The 19,839-nt window shown below is 40.6% G+C and carries 14 protein-coding genes, 7 tRNA genes and 4 pseudogenes; 13 read left to right on the top strand and 12 right to left on the bottom strand.

Annotation, left to right across the window (positions count from 1 at the left end):
* The first annotated feature begins 36 nt into the window (after positions 1-36).
* Positions 37-2,199 carry a Tex family protein gene (locus BTA31_RS11610; RefSeq protein ID WP_076791692.1) on the top strand — a complete coding sequence of 721 codons (2,163 nt, stop codon included), beginning with the start codon at positions 37-39 and terminating at the stop codon, positions 2,197-2,199.
* A gap of 36 nt (positions 2,200-2,235) precedes the next feature.
* Here the strand turns inward: BTA31_RS11610 and BTA31_RS11605 are convergent, their stop codons facing one another.
* Positions 2,236-2,793: a TetR/AcrR family transcriptional regulator gene (locus tag BTA31_RS11605; RefSeq protein ID WP_076791689.1), complete on the bottom strand. Its 558-nt coding sequence runs from the start codon at positions 2,791-2,793 to the stop codon at positions 2,236-2,238.
* Positions 2,794-2,944: 151 nt separating this feature from the next.
* Between BTA31_RS11605 and BTA31_RS11600 the strand changes: the two genes are divergently transcribed.
* Complete coding sequence (locus BTA31_RS11600; protein ID WP_076791687.1) at positions 2,945-3,568, top strand: GNAT family N-acetyltransferase; 624 nt, start codon at positions 2,945-2,947, stop codon at positions 3,566-3,568.
* Positions 3,569-3,708: 140 nt separating this feature from the next.
* Complete coding sequence (locus BTA31_RS11595; RefSeq protein ID WP_076791684.1) at positions 3,709-6,828, top strand: MMPL family transporter; 3,120 nt, start codon at positions 3,709-3,711, stop codon at positions 6,826-6,828.
* 166 nt (positions 6,829-6,994) lie between these two features.
* Here the strand turns inward: BTA31_RS11595 and cmpA are convergent, their stop codons facing one another.
* On the bottom strand, positions 6,995-7,105 hold the full coding sequence (cmpA, locus tag BTA31_RS22555) for a cortex morphogenetic protein CmpA (RefSeq protein ID WP_003179153.1): 111 nt from the start codon (positions 7,103-7,105) through the stop codon (positions 6,995-6,997).
* Between the two features lie 111 nt (positions 7,106-7,216).
* Between cmpA and BTA31_RS11590 the strand changes: the two genes are divergently transcribed.
* The 8 genes from BTA31_RS11590 (at position 7,217) to BTA31_RS11555 (ending at position 8,431) form a co-directional block, all read left to right on the top strand.
* On the top strand, positions 7,217-7,678 hold the full coding sequence (locus tag BTA31_RS11590; protein ID WP_076791681.1) for a SprT family protein: 462 nt from the start codon (positions 7,217-7,219) through the stop codon (positions 7,676-7,678).
* 116 nt (positions 7,679-7,794) lie between these two features.
* Positions 7,795-7,869 (top strand) — tRNA-Asn (locus BTA31_RS11585).
* A 2-nt stretch (positions 7,870-7,871) separates the two neighbouring features.
* Positions 7,872-7,962 (top strand) — tRNA-Ser (locus tag BTA31_RS11580).
* Between the two features lie 28 nt (positions 7,963-7,990).
* Positions 7,991-8,062: transfer RNA gene (locus BTA31_RS11575), tRNA-Glu, on the top strand.
* A 12-nt stretch (positions 8,063-8,074) separates the two neighbouring features.
* Positions 8,075-8,149: transfer RNA gene (locus BTA31_RS11570), tRNA-Gln, on the top strand.
* Between the two features lie 8 nt (positions 8,150-8,157).
* Positions 8,158-8,233: transfer RNA gene (locus tag BTA31_RS11565), tRNA-Lys, on the top strand.
* Positions 8,234-8,245: 12 nt separating this feature from the next.
* A tRNA-Leu gene (locus BTA31_RS11560) sits at positions 8,246-8,328 on the top strand.
* Between the two features lie 20 nt (positions 8,329-8,348).
* A tRNA-Leu gene (locus BTA31_RS11555) sits at positions 8,349-8,431 on the top strand.
* A 197-nt stretch (positions 8,432-8,628) separates the two neighbouring features.
* Here the strand turns inward: BTA31_RS11555 and BTA31_RS11550 are convergent.
* Positions 8,629-9,117: pseudogene (locus BTA31_RS11550) on the bottom strand (response regulator aspartate phosphatase); the annotation flags it as partial.
* A gap of 507 nt (positions 9,118-9,624) precedes the next feature.
* Complete coding sequence (locus BTA31_RS11545) at positions 9,625-10,434, bottom strand: MerR family transcriptional regulator (RefSeq protein WP_076791679.1); 810 nt, start codon at positions 10,432-10,434, stop codon at positions 9,625-9,627.
* A 99-nt stretch (positions 10,435-10,533) separates the two neighbouring features.
* On the opposite strand from BTA31_RS11545, the gene BTA31_RS11540 reads away from it, so the two are divergent.
* Positions 10,534-11,805 carry an alpha/beta hydrolase family protein gene (locus BTA31_RS11540; RefSeq protein ID WP_076791676.1) on the top strand — a complete coding sequence of 424 codons (1,272 nt, stop codon included), beginning with the start codon at positions 10,534-10,536 and terminating at the stop codon, positions 11,803-11,805.
* 99 nt (positions 11,806-11,904) lie between these two features.
* Positions 11,905-12,462 carry a GNAT family N-acetyltransferase gene (locus tag BTA31_RS11535; protein ID WP_076791674.1) on the top strand — a complete coding sequence of 186 codons (558 nt, stop codon included), beginning with the start codon at positions 11,905-11,907 and terminating at the stop codon, positions 12,460-12,462.
* 14 nt (positions 12,463-12,476) lie between these two features.
* On the opposite strand, the pseudogene BTA31_RS11530 reads toward BTA31_RS11535, so the two are convergent.
* The 8 genes and pseudogenes from BTA31_RS11530 to BTA31_RS11495 all read right to left on the bottom strand — a co-directional run.
* Positions 12,477-13,436: pseudogene (locus tag BTA31_RS11530) on the bottom strand (ATP-dependent helicase ComFA); the annotation flags it as partial.
* 182 nt (positions 13,437-13,618) lie between these two features.
* The gene (locus BTA31_RS11525) at positions 13,619-15,106 is read right to left on the bottom strand and encodes a family 1 glycosylhydrolase (protein ID WP_076791672.1); all 1,488 of its coding nucleotides are present in this window, start codon (positions 15,104-15,106) and stop codon (positions 13,619-13,621) included.
* 16 nt (positions 15,107-15,122) lie between these two features.
* Positions 15,123-16,490 carry a PTS transporter subunit EIIC gene (locus tag BTA31_RS11520; RefSeq protein ID WP_076791669.1) on the bottom strand — a complete coding sequence of 456 codons (1,368 nt, stop codon included), beginning with the start codon at positions 16,488-16,490 and terminating at the stop codon, positions 15,123-15,125.
* A gap of 130 nt (positions 16,491-16,620) precedes the next feature.
* On the bottom strand, positions 16,621-17,457 hold the full coding sequence (locus BTA31_RS11515; protein ID WP_076791666.1) for a PRD domain-containing protein: 837 nt from the start codon (positions 17,455-17,457) through the stop codon (positions 16,621-16,623).
* Positions 17,458-17,474: 17 nt separating this feature from the next.
* Positions 17,475-17,957, bottom strand: a complete 483-nt coding sequence (locus tag BTA31_RS11510) for a PTS sugar transporter subunit IIA (protein WP_076791663.1) — start codon at positions 17,955-17,957, stop codon at positions 17,475-17,477.
* 366 nt (positions 17,958-18,323) lie between these two features.
* Positions 18,324-18,638 (bottom strand): annotated as a pseudogene (locus tag BTA31_RS11505) (DDE-type integrase/transposase/recombinase); the annotation flags it as partial.
* A 280-nt stretch (positions 18,639-18,918) separates the two neighbouring features.
* A pseudogene (locus BTA31_RS11500) lies at positions 18,919-19,294 on the bottom strand (DUF6262 family protein).
* Positions 19,287-19,772: a hypothetical protein gene (locus tag BTA31_RS11495; RefSeq protein WP_076791660.1), complete on the bottom strand. Its 486-nt coding sequence runs from the start codon at positions 19,770-19,772 to the stop codon at positions 19,287-19,289. Before BTA31_RS11495 ends, BTA31_RS11500 begins: the two are co-directional and overlap by 8 nt.
* Between the last annotated feature and the right edge of the window lie 67 nt (positions 19,773-19,839).

Below are 19,839 nucleotides of genomic sequence, written 5' to 3'. Positions count from 1 at the left end.
GTACACTAAGAAGACAACATTCTTTTGGAGGCTACAATGGATACTTTAGCGTTAATCGTCAAACAAATCGCAAAAGAAACGGGGCTTGCGCCAAAGCATGTCGAAAGTGTCATTCAATTATTAGAGGACGGCAACACCGTTCCCTTTATTGCGAGATACCGCAAAGAACAAACGGGCTCCATGGATGAAGTCCAAATTCAAACAATCTCCGAACGCTGGGGATACATCCAGCATTTAAATCAGCGGAAAGACGAAGTCATCCGGCTGATCGACGAACAAGGCAAGCTGACCGGACAGCTGAAGCTTGATATAGAAAAAGCGGACAAGCTCCAGGAAGTTGAAGACTTATACAGACCGTTTAAACAAAAACGAAAAACAAAGGCGACGATCGCCAAAAGCAAAGGCCTTGAACCTTTGGCTGATTTCATCATCTCGCTCCCGCGTCACGAAGACGTAGCAGCCGAAGCCCGCAAGTACATAAATGAAGAAAAGGAAGTCATGAGTGCCGAAGAAGCGCTTGAAGGGGCAAAGAACATACTGGCGGAACGGATCTCAGACGAACCGGAATACAGGAAATGGATCCGGCAGGAGACTTTTCAAAGAGGAACGCTGAAGTCCGCGGCGAAAGATACCGAATCGGATGAGAAGAAAATCTATGAAATGTATTATGAATATGAAGAGCCGATTCAAAAAATCGTTCCTCATCGCGTGCTTGCGGTTAACCGCGGCGAAAAAGAGGAGATTTTGAGAGTGTCGGTCGAGCCGCCGGCAGACCGCATTCAAGCTTACTTGGAAAAACGGATTTTACAACACAAGCAAACGAGTGCTCAAGATGTGCTGAAAAGCGCGATCGAAGACGGCTATAAGCGCCTGATTCAGCCGTCCATTGAAAGGGAAATCAGAAAAGAATTGACGGAAAAGGCGGAAGATCAAGCGATTCACATTTTTGCCGAAAACCTGCGTAAGCTGCTGCTGCAGCCGCCGATGAAAGGAAAGCTCGTTCTCGGTGTCGACCCGGCATTCCGCACGGGCTGCAAGCTTGCAGTTGTGGATGAGACGGGAAAGATGCTCAAGATCGACGTCATATACCCGCACCCTCCCATCAATAAGAAAAGCGCAGCCATCGAAAAAGTGAAACGCATCATCGAAGACTTTCAAATCGAGGTCATCGCAATCGGGAACGGAACGGCATCAAGAGAGACGGAACAGTTTATCGCCGATCTTTTAAAGGACATCGACAGACAGGTGTACTATCTGATCGTCAATGAAGCGGGAGCCAGCGTCTATTCGGCATCAGAGCTTGCGAGGGAAGAATTCCCCGAGCTGCAGGTTGAAGAACGAAGCGCCGTGTCGATCGCACGCAGACTCCAAGACCCGCTCGCCGAACTCGTCAAAATCGATCCCAAGTCGGTCGGCGTCGGCCAATACCAGCACGATGTCAGTCAGAAAAAACTAAACGATTCCCTCCGCTTCGTCGTGGAAACCGTCGTCAACCAAGTCGGCGTCAACGTGAATACGGCGTCAGCCGCGCTCTTGCAATATGTAGCCGGACTGTCGAAAACAGTCGCGGCCAACATCGTCAAAAAGCGGGATGAAATCGGAAAATTCACGAGCCGGAAAGAGCTGAAAGACATTCCGCGCCTGGGCGCGAAAACGTATGAGCAATGCATCGGCTTTTTAAGGGTGCCTGACGGCGATGAACCGCTCGACCGCACAGGCATCCACCCTGAGAGCTATAAAGAGACGAGAGAGCTCCTGAAAAAGCTCGGCCTTTCAACAGCCCAAATCGGTACTGGAGAGCTTCAGGACAAAATCAACGAACTGAATATTTCCGAAGCAGCTGAACAGCTGGGAATTGGGGAAATCACCTTGAAAGACATTTGCGCCCAGCTGACGAGGCCTGAGCGCGATCCGAGGGATGAAGTCCCTAAACCGCTCTTAAAAACCGATGTGCTTCAATTGGAGGACTTAAAAGAGGGGATGGAGCTGCAGGGAACAGTACGAAACGTCGTTGACTTCGGGGCATTTGTCGACATCGGCGTGAAACAGGACGGGCTCGTCCACATTTCCAAGCTCAGCCATTCCTTCGTCAAGCATCCGCTCGACGTTGTGTCAGTCGGGGATATCGTTACCGTATGGGTAGAAGGTGTCGACGCTGCAAAAGGAAGGGTCTCCTTATCGATGGTGAGGGATCGATAGGACTGCAATCAGCCTGCCTTGCGGCGGGCTGATCTTTTACCCTCCGATTTTTAACAGGATGCGGTGGACGACGCTTGCTATATGTGCCGGCGTCTGAACCATACCGTCGTTGATCCACTCTTCCAGAATGCCGACCACTCCGGAAACTAGAAATGTTATTTCCAATTCATCACATGTTATCTCACTCCCTGATTGCTGCATTATGCTCAATTCTTCGAAAATCTTCTGTTTGAAAAAATCTTTAAATTTATTGATGGTCAAAATATTTCTTTTCGGTTTCGTCAACAAAGTGAAGATCGCAGCGTTTTGATAAATATATTCGGTCGTTTTTTCGATGAAGGTGAGCAGATGGTGCGGATCTTCACTCGGAAAATAATCATCGTAAAATTTCCCCAGCTGATCAAACAACTCATTCTCGATTTGTTCATACAAATCAAAAACATCCCGATAATGAAGATAAAAAGTACCGCGACCTAAATCAGCGCGCCTCGATAAATCGGAAACGGTAATTTTATTGATTTCTTTCTCATGGAGCAGCTTTAAAAAAGCCTCTTTTATCGCTTTCTTTGTTTTCATTGACCTTCTGTCCTCCATCGGTGACCTCCGTTTATAGACAAATTTACGTATGTTGTTCATTATTGAACATCTCAATCCCAATTGCCGATTGAACACCGTATTTGCCCCAAATTATAATGAACATGTGTTTATTAATCAATAGCTGTTCATATTTTGGAGGAGGTTTTCAATGATTCAATATCGTCTGGCTTCAGCTGATCACTTGGACGAGGTGGCACAACTGTTTCATGAGTCTTTTGACAACTATCCGTTTATGGATTTGCTTGTAAGACCCGAAAAGAAAAATCCCCAATTCCTTTATGAACTGCATAAAGTCATCACTCGGGCATATATAAATAGGCAGGGGTGCTTTATCGGTGTAGTGAATGGTGAAATCGTCACCGCGGCCCTCTTAAAACATCGGGATGATCCAGACGTTGGGGTGCTGGATTATATATCAGCCGGAGGAATAAAGTTATTCATAAAAGGGGGCCTTTCCGCGGTATGGAATATGGTGAATGTGGCGGAAGAGGCCAAAAGATCGTACAAGGGCATCAAACAGCAGAAATGGTATTTGGAGGCGTTGGGGGTCTCCCGCTTCCATCAGGGCAAAAGTTTCGGCAGCAAGATGATCAATGACTGCCTGGTCCCTTTCATACGAAGAAACGGAGGCGGAATCCTGGCTTTAATTACCAACACGAATATAAATCGATCGTTTTACAAAAAGAACGGATTCGATGAATTTAGCGCATTTCCCCTTAAGCGATTCGGCCGTGAAATAGGAAATTGGAGTTTTAAAAGAACGATTTACTAATGTATTAGAAAGCCGATATAAAAAGTGCGACGGCTTTCTTGTTGATCAGCAAAACACGAATGTTTTGTCTGACGGCAGCAATCAGCCGTCTTTTTTTAATGAAAAACCCGCACAGCTCATAGAGGAGGAATAAAACGTCAATGAGAACGGTTATAAAGGCGAGATGGATCATTGCGGCGCTCTGGATTGCAATGGCCGCCGTCTTATTCATCACGGCGCCCGATATGGGGCAATTAACAAAGGAGAAGGGCCAGATAGCGGTCCCTGAAGGCTATCCGTCTTCTTACGCGAACAAGCTTCTCGAACAAATGTCAAAAGACGGGGATACGAACAAATCGGTTGTCGTCGTATTTCAGGACAAACAGCTCCTGCCGAATCAGGAGGCGGCTTTAAAAAAAGCGATCACCATTTTAGAAAAGGATTCCTCTCTTCACGTCTCAGATATTACATCGTACTTTGACGCGGATGAGGATATTCAAAAGCAGCTGTTGTCAAAGGATCGAACGACGCTGCTCGTACCTGTCACATTTGATGCGAACAAAATCAGTGCGGCCGATTTTAAAGCAAAGGTCAATGAAAAGCTCAACACTTTAAAGCTTGACTACGAGATGACCGGGCAGCCGCTCATCGATGATGATGTCATCACAAGCTCGCAGGAAGGATTGAAGAAAACGGAATATATCACGGTCGGTTTTATTTTAATCGTGCTGATTCTCGTATTCCGTTCAGCGGTTGCGCCTTTTGTTCCGCTTTTGGCGGTCGCGCTTTCCTATCTTGTGAGCCAGTCCGTCGTCGCCTATCTTGTCGAATACGCTGATTTTCCGCTGTCTACGTTTACGCAAATTTTCATGGTGGCGATCATGTTCGGAATTGGGACGGATTACTGCATTCTTCTTTTAAGCCGTTTTAAGGAAGAGCTCGCCCACGGGAAAGACAAGATTGAAGCCATCCTGACAACGTATAAAACAGCGGGAAAAACCGTTCTGTTCAGCGGAATTGCCGTTTTGATCGGTTTTACGTGCATCGGCTTTGCCGAATTCCAGCTTTACAAGTCTGCCGTCGCAGTAGCTGTTGGTGTCGCGGTCTTGATTTTGGCGCTGCTGACGATCGTGCCGTTTTTCATGGCTGTTTTGGGAAAAGTGCTGTTTTGGCCTGTCAGAGGAAATATCGGGCATCCGCAGTCAAAGCTATGGGAAACCGCCGGCCGTTTCGCCTTCAGTAAGCCGCTGATCAGCCTGTTGATCGTAGCGGCCGTGGCCGTGCCGCCGATCTTGATGTATAAAGGAACGCTTTCCTACAACAGCCTTGACGAAATCGGAGATCAATACGAATCCGTCAGCACTTTTAACACCATTTCCGACAAGTTCGGGCCGGGGGAATCATTGCCGGTCACGGTCGTGCTCAAAACATCGGATGCGCTCGATACCAATGACGGGCTGATCGCGATTGAAAAAATCAGCCGCGCCATTGAACAGACAAACGGCGTCAGCAAAGTTCGCAGTGCGACCCGTCCGGTCGGCAAAGGACTGAGCGACCTGTACGTTAAAACACAGGCAAATGAGCTGAATAAAGGGCTTGAGAGCGGCAATAAAGGTCTGAAAAAGATTAAAGACGGGCTTGCCGAGGCGAGCAAGTCGATCGCGGATCAGAAGCCGCAAATCGAAGCGTCCGGAAAAGGAATCAACCAGCTGATCAAAGGAACCGAATCAATCCAAGCCGGGATCAGCGACGTTGAAGCCAATATGAGAAAGCTGAAGGATGGTACAGATCAAAGCAAACAAGGCGTCGCTCAGGCGAAAAAAGAAATTCAAGCTGCGAAAAAACAGCTGACGGCGCAGGTCGATCAATTAAATGGACAAATCGAAAACTACAAAGAAATATCGAAAATCTTGAAAGCGGCATTGTCTCAAGCCGAAAATACCCAAGGCATAACGGCTGATGTGCAAAAGATGATCGAGCAGACAAATCAAAATTTCAAAAATCTTGAAAGCGAAATTCCCGAAGTGAAGGAGAATCCTTCTTATTTGGCAATCAAAGGCTCTTACACAGAGCTTGCATCGGCAATCAAGCAGGGATCACAGAAAGCGGCCGTTTACACGAAGCAGGCGGCAAACGCGAAAAAGCAGCTTGAAGCAGCTGATGCATTTATCGCAAAAGCGCAGGAAGAGCAAAAAGTATACACAAGCAAAATCGATGCTCTGATCAACGGCCTCGGCCAAATCGAAAAAGGGCTTGAAGAGACATCGAAGGGGCAGGGACAGCTCGCCGATTCGCTGCCTAAGCTCGAATCAGGTGCAGGTGATGTCGCTGAAGGCCAAAAGCAGATGAAGGAAAAAGTCGGAGAATTCGCCGGCCAGCTCGATCAATTAACAAAAGGGCTGAATTCAAGCGTGGACGGCCTCGAAAAAATTTCAAGCGGTCTGATGGGAGCGGGCGACTACTTGGATCAGCTGAAAAACGCATCAGATCAAGAAATGTCCGGCTGGTTTGTCCCTAAAGAAGTCCTGAAAAACAAGCAATTTCAGCAGGTGTTTAATTCCTATATGTCAGACGACCGCCATATCACGACGATCGATGTGATATTGGAAGATAATCCGTACGGAAACGGAGCGATCGCCAAGGTCAAAGACATTGAAGCATCCGTAAAACGGGTTCTTCCCGACACGCATTTGAACGATGCATCGTTTGGCGTCGGCGGCGTTTCCAGCATCAACGCCGATCTGAAGCAGCTGTCAGACCAGGATTTCAGCAACACGGTGATCTATATGATGATCGGAATCTTCCTGATCCTCGTCCTGCTGTTCCGTTCAATCGTTATGCCGGTGTATTTGGTCGGATCGTTGGTCTTGACGTACTTTGCATCCATCGGTGTAACCGAGTTTATTTTCACGGCGTTTTTCGGCTATCCCGGTCTCAACTGGGCGGTGCCTTTCTTTGGATTTGTGATTTTAATGGCGCTTGGGGTGGACTATTCGATCTTCCTGATGGAACGCTTTAACGAATACCGGGGAACGGATATTAAAACGGCGATGACCGAATCGATGAAAAATATGGGGTCCGTTATTATTTCAGCCGCAGTCATCTTAGCGGGAACCTTCGCGGCGATGCTGCCGTCCGGCGTTTTATCGCTTCTGCAAATCGCCACCCTTGTATTGACGGGTCTCCTGCTGTATGCATTTGTCATGCTGCCGCTGTTCGTCCCTGTGATGGTTCGCATCTTCGGCTCGGCCAACTGGTTTCCGTTTAAAAGAAAAGAATAAACGGCTCGTCCATCCGCAAAAGAATCGTTCGCCCATGCTCCCCGAAATCGGGCGGTCAGCTCCATTTGGGGAGTAACGGGCGCCATTGTGTGAGATGATAAAAGAACCGGTGAAGATGATGAGGAAACAGAAGAAATTCCAATCGGGCTCCGATGAACACTGCACATCAGCAGTGTTTTTTTCTGTAAAAATACCAGCACTGATTCAGCAATTTAATCTGGTAATGATCTTTTTCATAAAAAGCTCTCTGCATCTGGTTTTTGAGCCAATTCGGCATTGCTCATCCCTCCTCAGACTCTTATCATAAGAGTATGGGTGTCGTGTATTAGTTTATGCCGCCCGGAATTTGTCCTGTTCAATGTTTTTAAAAATGAGGTGGACCCAAGCAATGGATGAACAACAATTACAGCAGCTGACAGAACAGCTTTCGCTCACATACTTTAAAAAACCGTTCCGGCACCGCGCTTACTTCAACAGCCGCCTGAAAACGACCGGAGGCAGGTATTTACTGAATTCCCACAATATCGAGCTGAATAAAAAATACCTGACAGAACACGGGCAACAAGAGCTTGAAGGCATCATCAAGCATGAACTGTGCCATTACCACCTCCATCTTGAAGGAAAAGGCTACAAGCACCGCGACAAGGATTTTAGAACGCTATTAAAGGAAGTCGGTGCGCCGCGATTCTGCACGCCGCTCGCAGGAGAGAAAAAGCCGCAAAGAAAGGTACGCACATACAAGTGTGAAGCATGTGGACAAACGTTTCTCCGAAAGCGGAAAATGGATACAAGCCGTTACATTTGCGGCAAATGCGGAGGGAAAATAAAAGAAATCATAAAAAAGGGTTGACTGATCAGGCTTGTCTATGATAAATTATAAAAGCCGTCGCAAGACGAGCCACAAAGATGAATTGTTCTTCTTGACACAATTTGTCGACATATTTATAATGAAATGAGTCTGATTATTCCACAGTAGCTCAGTGGTAGAGCTATCGGCTGTTAACCGATCGGTCGCAGGTTCGAATCCTGCCTGTGGAGCCAATGGAGAAGTACTCAAGTGGCTGAAGAGGCGCCCCTGCTAAGGGTGTAGGTCGCGTAAGCGGCGCGAGGGTTCAAATCCCTCCTTCTCCGCCATTAGGAAAATATGATGCTGACTTCATATGGCCCGTTGGTCAAGTGGTTAAGACACCGCCCTTTCACGGCGGTAACACGGGTTCGAATCCCGTACGGGTCATTTCTCATATGTTGGGCTATAGCCAAGCGGTAAGGCAACGGACTTTGACTCCGTCATGCGTTGGTTCGAATCCAGCTAGCCCAGCCATTATATTTGAGCCATTAGCTCAGTTGGTAGAGCATCTGACTTTTAATCAGAGGGTCGAAGGTTCGAGTCCTTCATGGCTCACCATTGTTTTTTCACGCGGGTGTGGCGGAATTGGCAGACGCGCTAGACTTAGGATCTAGTGTCTTTACGGCGTGGGGGTTCGAGTCCCTTCACCCGCACTTTAAAAACAACATATCATGCGGTCGTGGCGGAATGGCAGACGCGCTAGGTTGAGGGCCTAGTGGGGGCAACCCCGTGGAGGTTCAAGTCCTCTCGGCCGCATCATAGGAATACCAAGGGTTTAAGCGCCCTTGGTGTTTTTTTGTTTCTTTTTCATTTCTTTTTTTTACTCCACATTTACTCCAGTTACTTAAAGTAAGTCAACTAAACGCTCGGCATTATCTCTCTGTTTGAAAAAGGTGTCCGTAAACATCTAAAGTTGTCTTTATAGAGGCATGTCCAAGCCGTTCTTTTATTGTTGCATAATTCATGGAGATGTAGTTTTGTTTTAAATAATAGTAAATTTCAGATAATTTATAATAAAATTCAGCCTTTTCTTCTTCGCTATTAACAAAGGCTAATTTTTTTTCAGCAATTTTATAGCAGGTTATTGCTGTGTTAAAGTTCTGTTGTTTAAATTCATACATCCCTTTGAAGAACCAATAATAATAGTTAATCATTTCATCGACTTGAGAGTTTTGCATGTCTTCCTTCTTTGCTTCGATTTTAGATAATGATGCTGATATGTCTGCTGCTTTGTTCGGTTTCAAGTCTTTCAACATCAGATTATGGCGGAATTCAAGCAAAGAATAATATAACAAAACGTTTTGGTCTTCTTCCATTTGCTCAAGTTCATGTTTTATTTCGGATTTAATAAACTCCGCATCTGTCACTTGATTTTTACGAATCGTGGAATACCATTCATTAAGCTTGACCGCGACATTTTCAGACGGAATTTTCTGTTTCATAATTTTGCCCCTTCCATAGTCCTCACTCTCTTTATCCGTATATTTCATAAGATGGCATATTTCCTTAATTCTGAAAGTTTCAAGCTGAATTTTTCGGTGTCCCGCAAAAAAAGAGGAGAATCCTGAATTTATCAAGACCTAAATCGTAAAAAATCAAAAAATAAGGAGTGAAACATATTAGTCATGTATAATATGTTTCACTCCTTTTACTTTTTGTTCCACAATCGCGCCCGATTGTGGAAGATCAAAACTAGAAAGCTGTTATAGATAATAGATAATTTCTTTTTTCACTATTGCCCTGTTAGCTAAAGAAAAGAAACCGATCACGTTGGTAGACTGCTTTCTTTGTTTTATAACGCTCTCGTTTCCCGTTAATGGAATGAAGTTCCTCTTAGCATAAGCTGTTCAAATATCCAGTGAGAGAGAACCTGTCCTCCTTTCATGTAACAGAATAAAAATTTTCACACTTTTTGGAAATAGGGCTACTGACTGAAGCTAATAATTGTATTAAGGCTGTAAATATACTTGAATTTCATGAGACTGGCTATCGAAATTATCGTAAAGTTCAGTTACAAGAATAACTGTAGTTTCTCTCACATTATTTCGGTTAAGGTAATCCTGCATTTTTTTTATTCTTTCCATCTTATTATGTTCATTGTAAGTAAGACAAACATATTTCCCTTCTGGAATATGGCTTAAGACGTATTCATTTTCGGGTATAAAGTGTTTTAGCTCATCTCCGCCCGTTACCCTCATATATGCAGATATAAAAGATTCTTTGCCAAGATTAAGGAAAAGCGGAATATCAATGAAAAAACCACTTTCAAAGTCAAATTCCAAATTAGATTGAAGCATGTCCATCTCAATCTTTCTGCTATTCAACTCAAAATTAAATACTTCGCCTTGATCTTTTAATTTAATTATACGTCTTTTATTAATACATCTTTGATAGGGTTCTTGCTGCTGTACAGCTTCTAACCCATACTCAATGAGTTCTGTTACTTTCGTAAATCTTTTATTAACACTGGATAGTGTCTCTATTTGTTTTTCTAACATATCTCGATAAGCTCTAATCTTTATTGAGATTTCTTGCATATCGCCGGAACTAAGGGTATCTCTGACTTCTTTCAAAGGAATACCGAACATTTTGGCATATTTAATGATGTCAAGATAGATGAACTGGTCAAGAGTGTAGTAGCGATACCCACTCTCCTCGTTAACATAAGAGGGTTTTAATAAGCCTATTTTGTCATAATGTCTTAATGCCTGAATTGAGACATTATTTATTTTTGCAGTTTCTCCAATGGAAAATTTCATAAAAATCCCCTTTACTCTATACCTAGTATAGACTATATAGTTTAATTATAAACGATAAAGAGGCATATTCAATGCCTTTATAAAAGGAGATCAGCAACCATGAAAAAAGTATTACTTGCTACATTGATCGCATCGGCACTGCTTGTTGGATTAAGCCTTCTTGCTAGTACTCAGGGAAAAAACACTGTGACAGAGTCAACAGCAACACCGCAAAACCAATCTATCTCAAAAGAAGAAGAAAGAGGTGCATTGGTAAGCTACGAAAAAGTAAATGATTTAACTACAAAAGAAATCAATGAGTTGAATCCTGAAAAGAATATCGGGCAGCTTTTGGATTATGATGTATCTTTATATTCTATTACTTACGAGTCCGTCCAAAATGGAAAACCGGTTGTATTATCAGGTCTTGTAACGATTCCTAAAGGTAAAGAAAAACCATCTCTCTTGCAATACCATCATGGTACAATGCTACCGATTCCAATGCCCGGTGGCGAAGGTTCAAACGATGTACCTTCCTTATTCAACGGACAGGCTGCTCAGCCTGATGCTGATTTTGGGGAGACAAGAATGATGATTCTGACTTTCGCATCAGAAGGATATGTAGTGAGTGCCCCAGACTATGCCGGTTATAATGTTTCCAAGGATTTAGATCATCCATATAATATTCCAAATGAATTGGCAAACTATTCAGTAGATATGATTAGAGCAACTAAAGAACTGACAACAATATTAGAAGTGAAAACGGACAGCAAGTTATTTTTAACGGGGTGGTCTGAAGGAGGAGGAGCTGCTGTAGCAACTCATAAGGACATTGAGCAAAAATATTCTAAAGAATTCAACCTTATTGCTACCTCTGCATTAGCTGGACCATATGACATGCCATCTATGCTCCAAAGCAACACTCTTGAGCTTGAAGACGACGATTTGGGTGAAAATGCTGGTATTTATAGTTGGACATTATATAGTTTGCTAAAATTCAGTAACATCAATATACCTTTAGATAAGATATATAAATATGAAGTCCAGAATTCTTTAGATGCGCTTAATCCACCTTCCAGTAAAGTAAGCGAGTTTATAAACTTACCGTTTCTACAAGAAAGCATCATGAGTGGTGATAACGAGGAATTGCTTAATGTCATTGAACAACTAAGCCTGATTGACGGTTGGATTCCTAAAGCAAAAATCATGCTCCATTCAGGTAAGAACGATGATATTGTCCCCCATTATAATACATTGAATGCCTATAACAATTTTAAAAAGGAAGGAGCAGATGTAACCCTGTATGAATATAACGGTGACCACTATACTCCTGACTTAGACTATCTGACAACTACGATTAAAGATTTTGGAAAACTGTCTCGACAAAAGTAATAATCTTTAGCTTTTATCATATAAAGACCTAATTATTCATAGCATTAGATCTTTTAATTTTTCTTAAACCTTTGTCTGACCAATCTAAGGAGGCACTTTATGAGTATATGGACAGAAACAATAACAAAAGACTTTAAAGAGTTGTATAAAATTGAAAATTTATACAAAACATCCTTTCCAGAAAATGAACGAATCCCGCTATGGTTTTTATTATGGAGATCCCGAAAAAAATTCGTTGATTATATTGCCTTCTACGATAATGATGTGTTTATTGGATTCACCTATCTCATATCAGATAAAAACCTGACCTTTGTGCTATATTTGGCCATTTCGTCAGAATTCCGATCAAAAGGTTACGGAACGTTCATACTATCTGAGATCAAACAAAAATATGCAGACAATCGTATCATATTAAATATTGAAGCAATTGATGAAGTAGCGGACAATAATGAACAACGAATTAAACGCAAGCATTTTTATCTGAAGAATGGATTTCAAAATGCAAGTTTCAAAATTATAGAATACGGGCAGATATACGAAGTATTGATTTTTGGAAGCAATGTTACTATTGAAGAATATATATTATTATTAAAGCAATTTACTGGGGTTCTATTCAGTTTGCTTTACAGGCCTAAATTTATAACTGGCAGTTGTTAGAACATAATACATGACTAGTCAATCAACATTTCCTTTTTAGACATTTTATTCATATTTTGAATATGACGCCGCGCTGCATTCATCGAATTTGTCCTGCCGTAATGAAAGAAACAGACGTCTCCAGCTGTGTGCTCGGGATGTCTGCCGGCTCTTCCGGCCATTTGGACGAGGGCGCTTACGGTAAAAACCTCCGACTCTGCCCCCAATACTCCAACCTGCGCATTTTTGACGGTCACTCCTCTTTCCAAAATCGTTGTTGTCACGAGCACCTCAAGACTACTTTCCCTAAATTGGTTCACTTTTTCATTTCTGTCAGGGTCTTCGGCATAAACTCCTTCAGCGCGAAATGTTTCCTTTTTCAGCAGACTGACCACGGATTTAAGAACAGGGACAGAGGGAACGAATAAAAAAACCGGATGCTGCAGTTCCTGGTGCTTAAAAAGCCATTTTTTGAGGCGAAAAGGAACTTTTCTTCGTTTCAAACTCCTTTTCCAATTTCCGGACCAAATCAATATAGGTACAGGCAGCGGACTGCGGTGGAATCTCGCGGGAATACGGACGGTGTCCAGCTTTCCGCTCTCAGCCCTTTTTTTCATATCCGCTGAAGGCGTGGCAGTTAAATAGATGTGAGCGCTTTGCCGTTTTGCCGATTTTTTAACAGCATTTTGCAGCGTGTTATCAAAAGAATACGGAAAAGCATCCACCTCATCTATGATGATCACGTCAAATGCTTCTTTATAGCGGAGCAGCTGGTGGGTAGTTGAAATGATAAGCGGCGAGAGAGCCCCAACGTCTGAGCTCCCTCCGTATAAAGCGGCAATTTCCGCCCCTGGAAAGGCTTGACGAAACCGCGGAGCAAGCTCGAGCACGACGTCCGTTCTCGGAGTGGCGATACATACTGTCAAGCCGTTGTTCAGCGCGAATTCGATCCCTTGAAAGAGAAGTTCTGTTTTCCCCGACCCGCAAGCGACCAACGCTGAAAACGGAGAAATTATTGATCCACATACGTTTTTATTGACTTTAAGAAATGAAAAAATGTGCTAGAAAAGCTATTAGTAATCATTAGCTTTTCTAGCACACAATATATTCTAATGGGTGTTTCAATCATCTATGCGAAATTTATCCTTTACTTGCGACCCGAAGTATTCTTATATCTCTACTCTAAATCTTGGCCATTTGAAGCAATAACTTTTTTGTACCAATAGAATGAGTCTTTTTTATAACGGTTGAATGTTCCGTTCCCTTCATCATCTGCATCAACATAAATTGTACCATATCGCTTACGCATTTCTATTGTTCCACAAGAAACTAAGTCAATAACTCCCCACATCGTATATCCTAATAAATCTACACCATCTTCACATGCATCTCTCATCGCTGAAAAGTGATTTCTCAAATATTCAATTCTGTAGGGATCATGGATGGAACCATCAGCTTCCAATTCATCAGCTGCTCCTAATCCATTTTCAGCAATAAATAGCGGCTTTTGATACCTATCATACAACCAATTTAACGTAATTCTTAATCCCTTTGGATCTTTTTGCCATCCCCACTGGCTTCTTTCAATATATGGATTTACTTTTGCTCTTTTTAAATTTCCATCTGTTTTTTCCCAATTCTCATCATTGGTAGCAACTGAAGAGAAGTAGTAAGAGAAAGAAACCATATCGCTTGTATAAGTTTTTAAGATTTCTTCATCTTCTGGAAGCATTTCTATCTTAATATTATGCTTTTTAAAGTAACTCTTCATATACCTAGGATATTCTCCTCTTGACATCACATCTGTATAGAATAAACACTCATATTGTTGTTCTTGATAAGCTAACAGTACATCATCAGGATTACATGTTGCAGGATATGGACAAAACCAAGCAATCATACAACTCATTTGAATTTTTGGATCAATTTCTTTCGCAATTTTTATTGTTAATGCGTTGGCGATAAATTGATGATGAAGCGCTTGATAAATTTTTTGTCGACTATCAATAAATGGATCTTCCATATCAGCATATTTATCATCTAAAACTAAGCCTATCCCGTTATATGGATGGAACATACCTGCATTTATTTCATTAAAAGGTAACCATATATCAACGTAATCTTTGAATTCTTCTAATAACGTTCTCGCATACTTTAGAAAGAAGTCAATCATTTTTCTGTTTTGCCATCCACCATATTCCTCAATCAAATGAACAGGTATAGAATAATGTAACATAGTACAATAGACTTTAATACCATGCTTTTTACATTCCTCGAAAATATTTTTGTAAAATTCCAAACCATCCTTATTTGGAGTTTGTTCATCCCCATTTGGATAAATTCGCGCCCAACTTATAGATAAACGGTATATTTTAATACCCATTTCCGCAAGTAACCCAATATCTTCCTTATATCTATGATAATGATCACTTCCCCAACGGAATGGATAAATATCGTTCCCTTCAGTTTTTAGAGCTCTTTCATATTTACTCGTTGTCATTAACCTATTTTTCCATTTTATTTTGTCCATTCTTGGTATTCCAAAATTACCTGGTCTGCAATCTGAAGTATCTAGACCCTTTCCACCTTCAGAATATCCACCTTCTATCTGTGAAGCAGATGTAGCTCCACCCCATAAAAAATCCTCTCTAAAACCATTCTTCATAATATTTACTTCCTTTCTATTGATTTTTTTCGTCAAATCCGAAGATATATGACAATATAGCTGTTAAAATTAGTGCCACCGCAAGTCCAATCAGCATAACCGGAATCGTATCACCAAATGCTGGAAGCATTATCCATGAAGGCATACCAGCGGCATATCTCTTACCTTCAAATGCTGCTACTATTGCTCCAGACACACCACCTCCAATCATAAGTGCTATAAGTTGTCTCCTAAATCTAAAAGCAATCCCAAATAATGCTGGTTCTGTTATGCCAATAAATCCTGACACAAAAGATGAAATAAAGTTTTCCTTATTCTCTAATTTCTTTGCTCTAAGGAATGCTCCCAAACACATTCCTGCTGCCGCCATAGAAGCCACTGTATGCACTGGTGAAATAAAGTCATATCCAAGAGTTGCGACATTGTTTGCAATGATTGTTGTAAATACTGCCTGCATTCCTGTTAATATTACTATTGGTCTTATAACACCGAGAAGAAGACCACCTAATGCAGGGAATAAACCAAAGATATAAGCAATTCCGTTCCCGACATAATAACCGATATTAAATCCTAAGGGTCCAATGATTCCCAAACATATAAATGCCATAACTAAAACAGTGATTGCTGGTGAAAACACAATTCGCAATGATTTAGGCATCCATGAATCTATAAATCTATATAGATAACTCATCACCCAAATAGAGATAATAATTGGGAATACAGTTGAAGAGTACCTTACAATATTAATATCAAAACCTGCTACATTAAGTGTTTCTCCAGCTAGTTCAGTAATTGAAGGATGCAGATATAATCCTGCTAGTACAAGTGATAAAATCAAACTTGTATTAAATTTTTTAGCTGCTCCTACCGCTACTAAAAATGGTAAAAAATAGAAAGCGGCTTCTGATATTGCATTTAGTATAACAAAGACTCCTGTATCTGTTGAAATCAAGTCATGAGTGGTCAAAAGAATTAAAACACCTCTGATAATACCTGCTCCAGCCATTGCTGGAATGACAGGTACAATACATGCACTTAACGTTTCGAGTATTGCATTGATTGAAAATTTTCTTTTCCCACTATTTCTATTTCCATCAAGATTTTCATCTATTGCATTCGGCTTTTCTAACCCTGCTTGTGCACAGATTGCATCATACACTTCATTTACAGTAGCACCAATAATAATTTGTAACTGTTCTCCAGCCCACTGACAACCTATGATGCCACTTGTTGACTCAATTTCTTTTATTTTGATAATACTCTTGTCTTTCACATTGAACCTTAGTCGTGTAATACAGTGAGTAAGAAATGTGATATTATCTTTCCCCCCAACTAGTTCAAGTACTTTACTTGCCAGTTCTTCATACTTTGCTTTCTTTGACACAATATACTCTCTCCTCTCATTTCAAATCTATATGCAAACAATGAAGTGCGCGCATAAATCATTGATTTGTCCTAAAAATAAAACCTCAGCTTATATGAAAANNTTTTCATATAAGCTGAGGTAATGCCCTTTATTGGTAACAACCCTCTTTGGTACATAAACGATTAATATGCAACATAAGATATAAGAGTTCTTCTTCAATTAGAATCCGTTGAATTTTATTTTTCAAATATTCACTAATCTCAACGGCACAATGATATGATTGTTCAAACTCTTTTTTCATAGATTCAAATAATATTATATTGTCACTATTAATAGAAATCTGTTCATCTTCTCTTTTCAATACGTAATGAATATGTGATAAAAAACGCGAATAGTTAAAACTTTTTCTATCAATATTTATTCCAAAAATATTTTCAATAATTTCAACAATCTGTTCAATTACTTGCTCGTCATCAAATTTATCTTCCTGTGAATGAGCCATATGCTCTGAATTAATTAAATGTAATGCAATGCTGACTGCTTCATCATTAGGCAAGTTAATCTTCTTTACTTTATTAATATAGTTCAATGCCTTCTCTCCAATAAGCATTTCATCATTATATAGATATCTGACATCCTTCCCTAGTGGCATCTTCACATACATTTTTTTCTCATAACGCTGTATTGCAAAATTAATATGGTCCGCTAATGTGAAAACAATATTTGGATTAAATTCCTTATCTATTTTTGTTTTCGCGTAATCTACTATTTTAGCTGCAATCTCAAATATATCTTCTGGAATCTGATTTAATAGATTCTGGTAATGAGAATTTAATCCATAGTAAGTTCTACGAATCTTACTCAAATCCGAAAGTTCATAAGGGGTCTTAGGAAAACCAATTCCATTTCCAAATGCAATAACTTCACGGTGATTATCATCAATGCATAAAGCAACGTTATTGTTAATCTTTTTTACGACTCTCAAAAACTATTCTCTCCTTTCTAGTTAAATTCAATAACTTTCGTATCTCCCATAACAACATTTTTTATCTCGTGACAATGTTTGAAATTATAGTCACTTCCATTCGTAATAACCATCGGCATTGTTAAATTGATGTTATGTTCTTCCATTACATCTCGATCAATTTCAATAATAGGTGTTCCTAGTTTCACTTTACTTCCTTGTTCTACCATTTTTTTGAATCCGTTACCATTCAAATTAACTGTATCTAAACCAATGTGTATTAATACCTCTGCACCATTATCTAATTTTATCCCGAATGCATGCAGTGTATTCGCAATCATGCTAATCTTTCCATCGTACGGTGCGTAAACTGTATCACCATCGAAGTCAAAAGCGATACCATCACCCATCATTTTTGAAGAAAATACGGTATCAGGTACTTCTTCTAATGGAATTTTTTTCCCTGTAACAGGAGCATATAATGCAATTTCTTTTTTCTTCTTGTTAAATAAATTAAACATATTGTTCACCCTTTCAAAAAAAAACTTCTCGGATACATATACCAATAACAGAGATTCATATCTGTTTCAGGTAATGCCTTCCGAGAAGTAACAATCCTTCATTCAATTTTATGCTCTCATAATAACACCGCGTGTAAGCGGTGTCAATACAATATATAAATTATTTTTTTGTGATAAATATTTGTTACTGTTCACACCCTAACCTAAACATAAAATAAATTCGCAACGATAAATGATAAGAATCTCAAACATGAAAAACACCTGAAAATTTTGAACTGACCTAGTAATATGAGACAAGAAAAAAAGCACCTATGCAGCCTTTGCCCTGAATTGAACAGGGGAAAGGCTGTTTAATTTTGAAAACGGTCATATATAGTTGTAATAATACATGTAAGATTCCACTTTTTCTAGTACAATAGAGTTTGAGAGATGCACCTTTTGGTGTGTGTAGAATTCTTCCGACTTTATGGTGGAGTGGAAGGATTCAATGACGGCATTATCAAAGCAATTGCCTTTGCGGGACATGCTTGTGATAATGCCTTTTTCTTCGGCTAAACCTTGAAAAGCATATGATGTATATTGCGACCCTTGATCACTGTGGAGAATCAGTCCTTTCGTTTCACGCTCATTACATGCTGCTTTCAATGTATCTAATACGAGTTCTACCGCCTGTGTATGGCTACTTAGCTAACCTGACGGTTCATGTAATAAGGTCAGCCAGAGAATGTGGTTGACTATTTTTTATCCAATTTATAGATGGATAGTAGCCGGGGTAGAACGTACCTGCCCGTGGGACTTAATCCTGTCAGCTAAGCTAACAAGTTCGACCGAATTCAACTAATCTGGCCCTGTTGGTTTAAGTGTAGATCTTCAAAGACTCACTTGAGTTAGAATGGTTATTCAACAATATGGCCCGATTGCTGAATAAGCAGGGATGGCGAGCACCATTTTCGCTACAAACTTAACTTTTTTTATATACCTCTGCATAAGCAACTTTCAATTGCTCTCTAAGTTGTTTATTATCATCTTCTAATTTCTTAATCTTCCGTTTCAGTGATTCAATAAGGGCATCCTTGTTGCTCTCATTTATTTCTCGCTTAACTTGTTTTGATGTAGGGGCTTGTGATTGTTGCTGCCTCAACGCTTCAATCCGTTTGCGTATATCGACATTGTTGTACAGTGTTGCTTTTGTTAAACCTGATTCATTTGAAACACTGTTAAAATTAATCCTTTCATCGGCTCGTATGAGCCGTTTAATGGCTTCGTCTTCTATAGGTGCTTGCTTTTCTTTCTTCATGAAGCTGTTTTAAATGCTCTCTACGGTCATATTTAGTCATTTGTAACACCTTGCTTTCGTTTCATCCGTTCTAATCGTCCAAAGATAATATTACCTTGTTTAATCGTGTTGTAAATGTCTTGTAATCTTTCAAGATTTTTCTGATTTTTCATTAAGATTTCTTCTCGACCATATTGCTGAGCAACTTCAATCATTTTTGATGTCGATTGAATATGAATCTCGTATTTGGCTGCGTCCATTTCTGACAAACCTACTGCCAAGTCCTTACATGGCTTACCGCCATTACAGGTTAAACATGGTGGTTCTTCTGCATATGGGCAATTTCCATTTAATCGTGCTCTACAAGACCTGTAAGGGTTATCAATGGCAGTTAGCTTATGATCACGCCACACTGTATCTAAAATGTCTTGAGGAACTTCATCTTTATCTGGTACTTCATACACTTTCCCATTTAGATCAAAACTAAATACACCTTGTTCTATAGCGTTTTCAAATGCTTTACGCTTAGTACTATCCAATAAACGAGCATACCTCATAGTCATTTCAGGTGAAGCATTTTTTTGCAGAAAATACGGCAATAAATGT

It is taken from the genome of Bacillus haynesii (assembly GCF_001969855.1).
GTDB classification, from domain to species: domain Bacteria; phylum Bacillota; class Bacilli; order Bacillales; family Bacillaceae; genus Bacillus; species Bacillus haynesii.
Note: the sequence above shows the minus strand (reverse complement) of the source record. Positions and strands in the feature narration are given on the sequence as shown.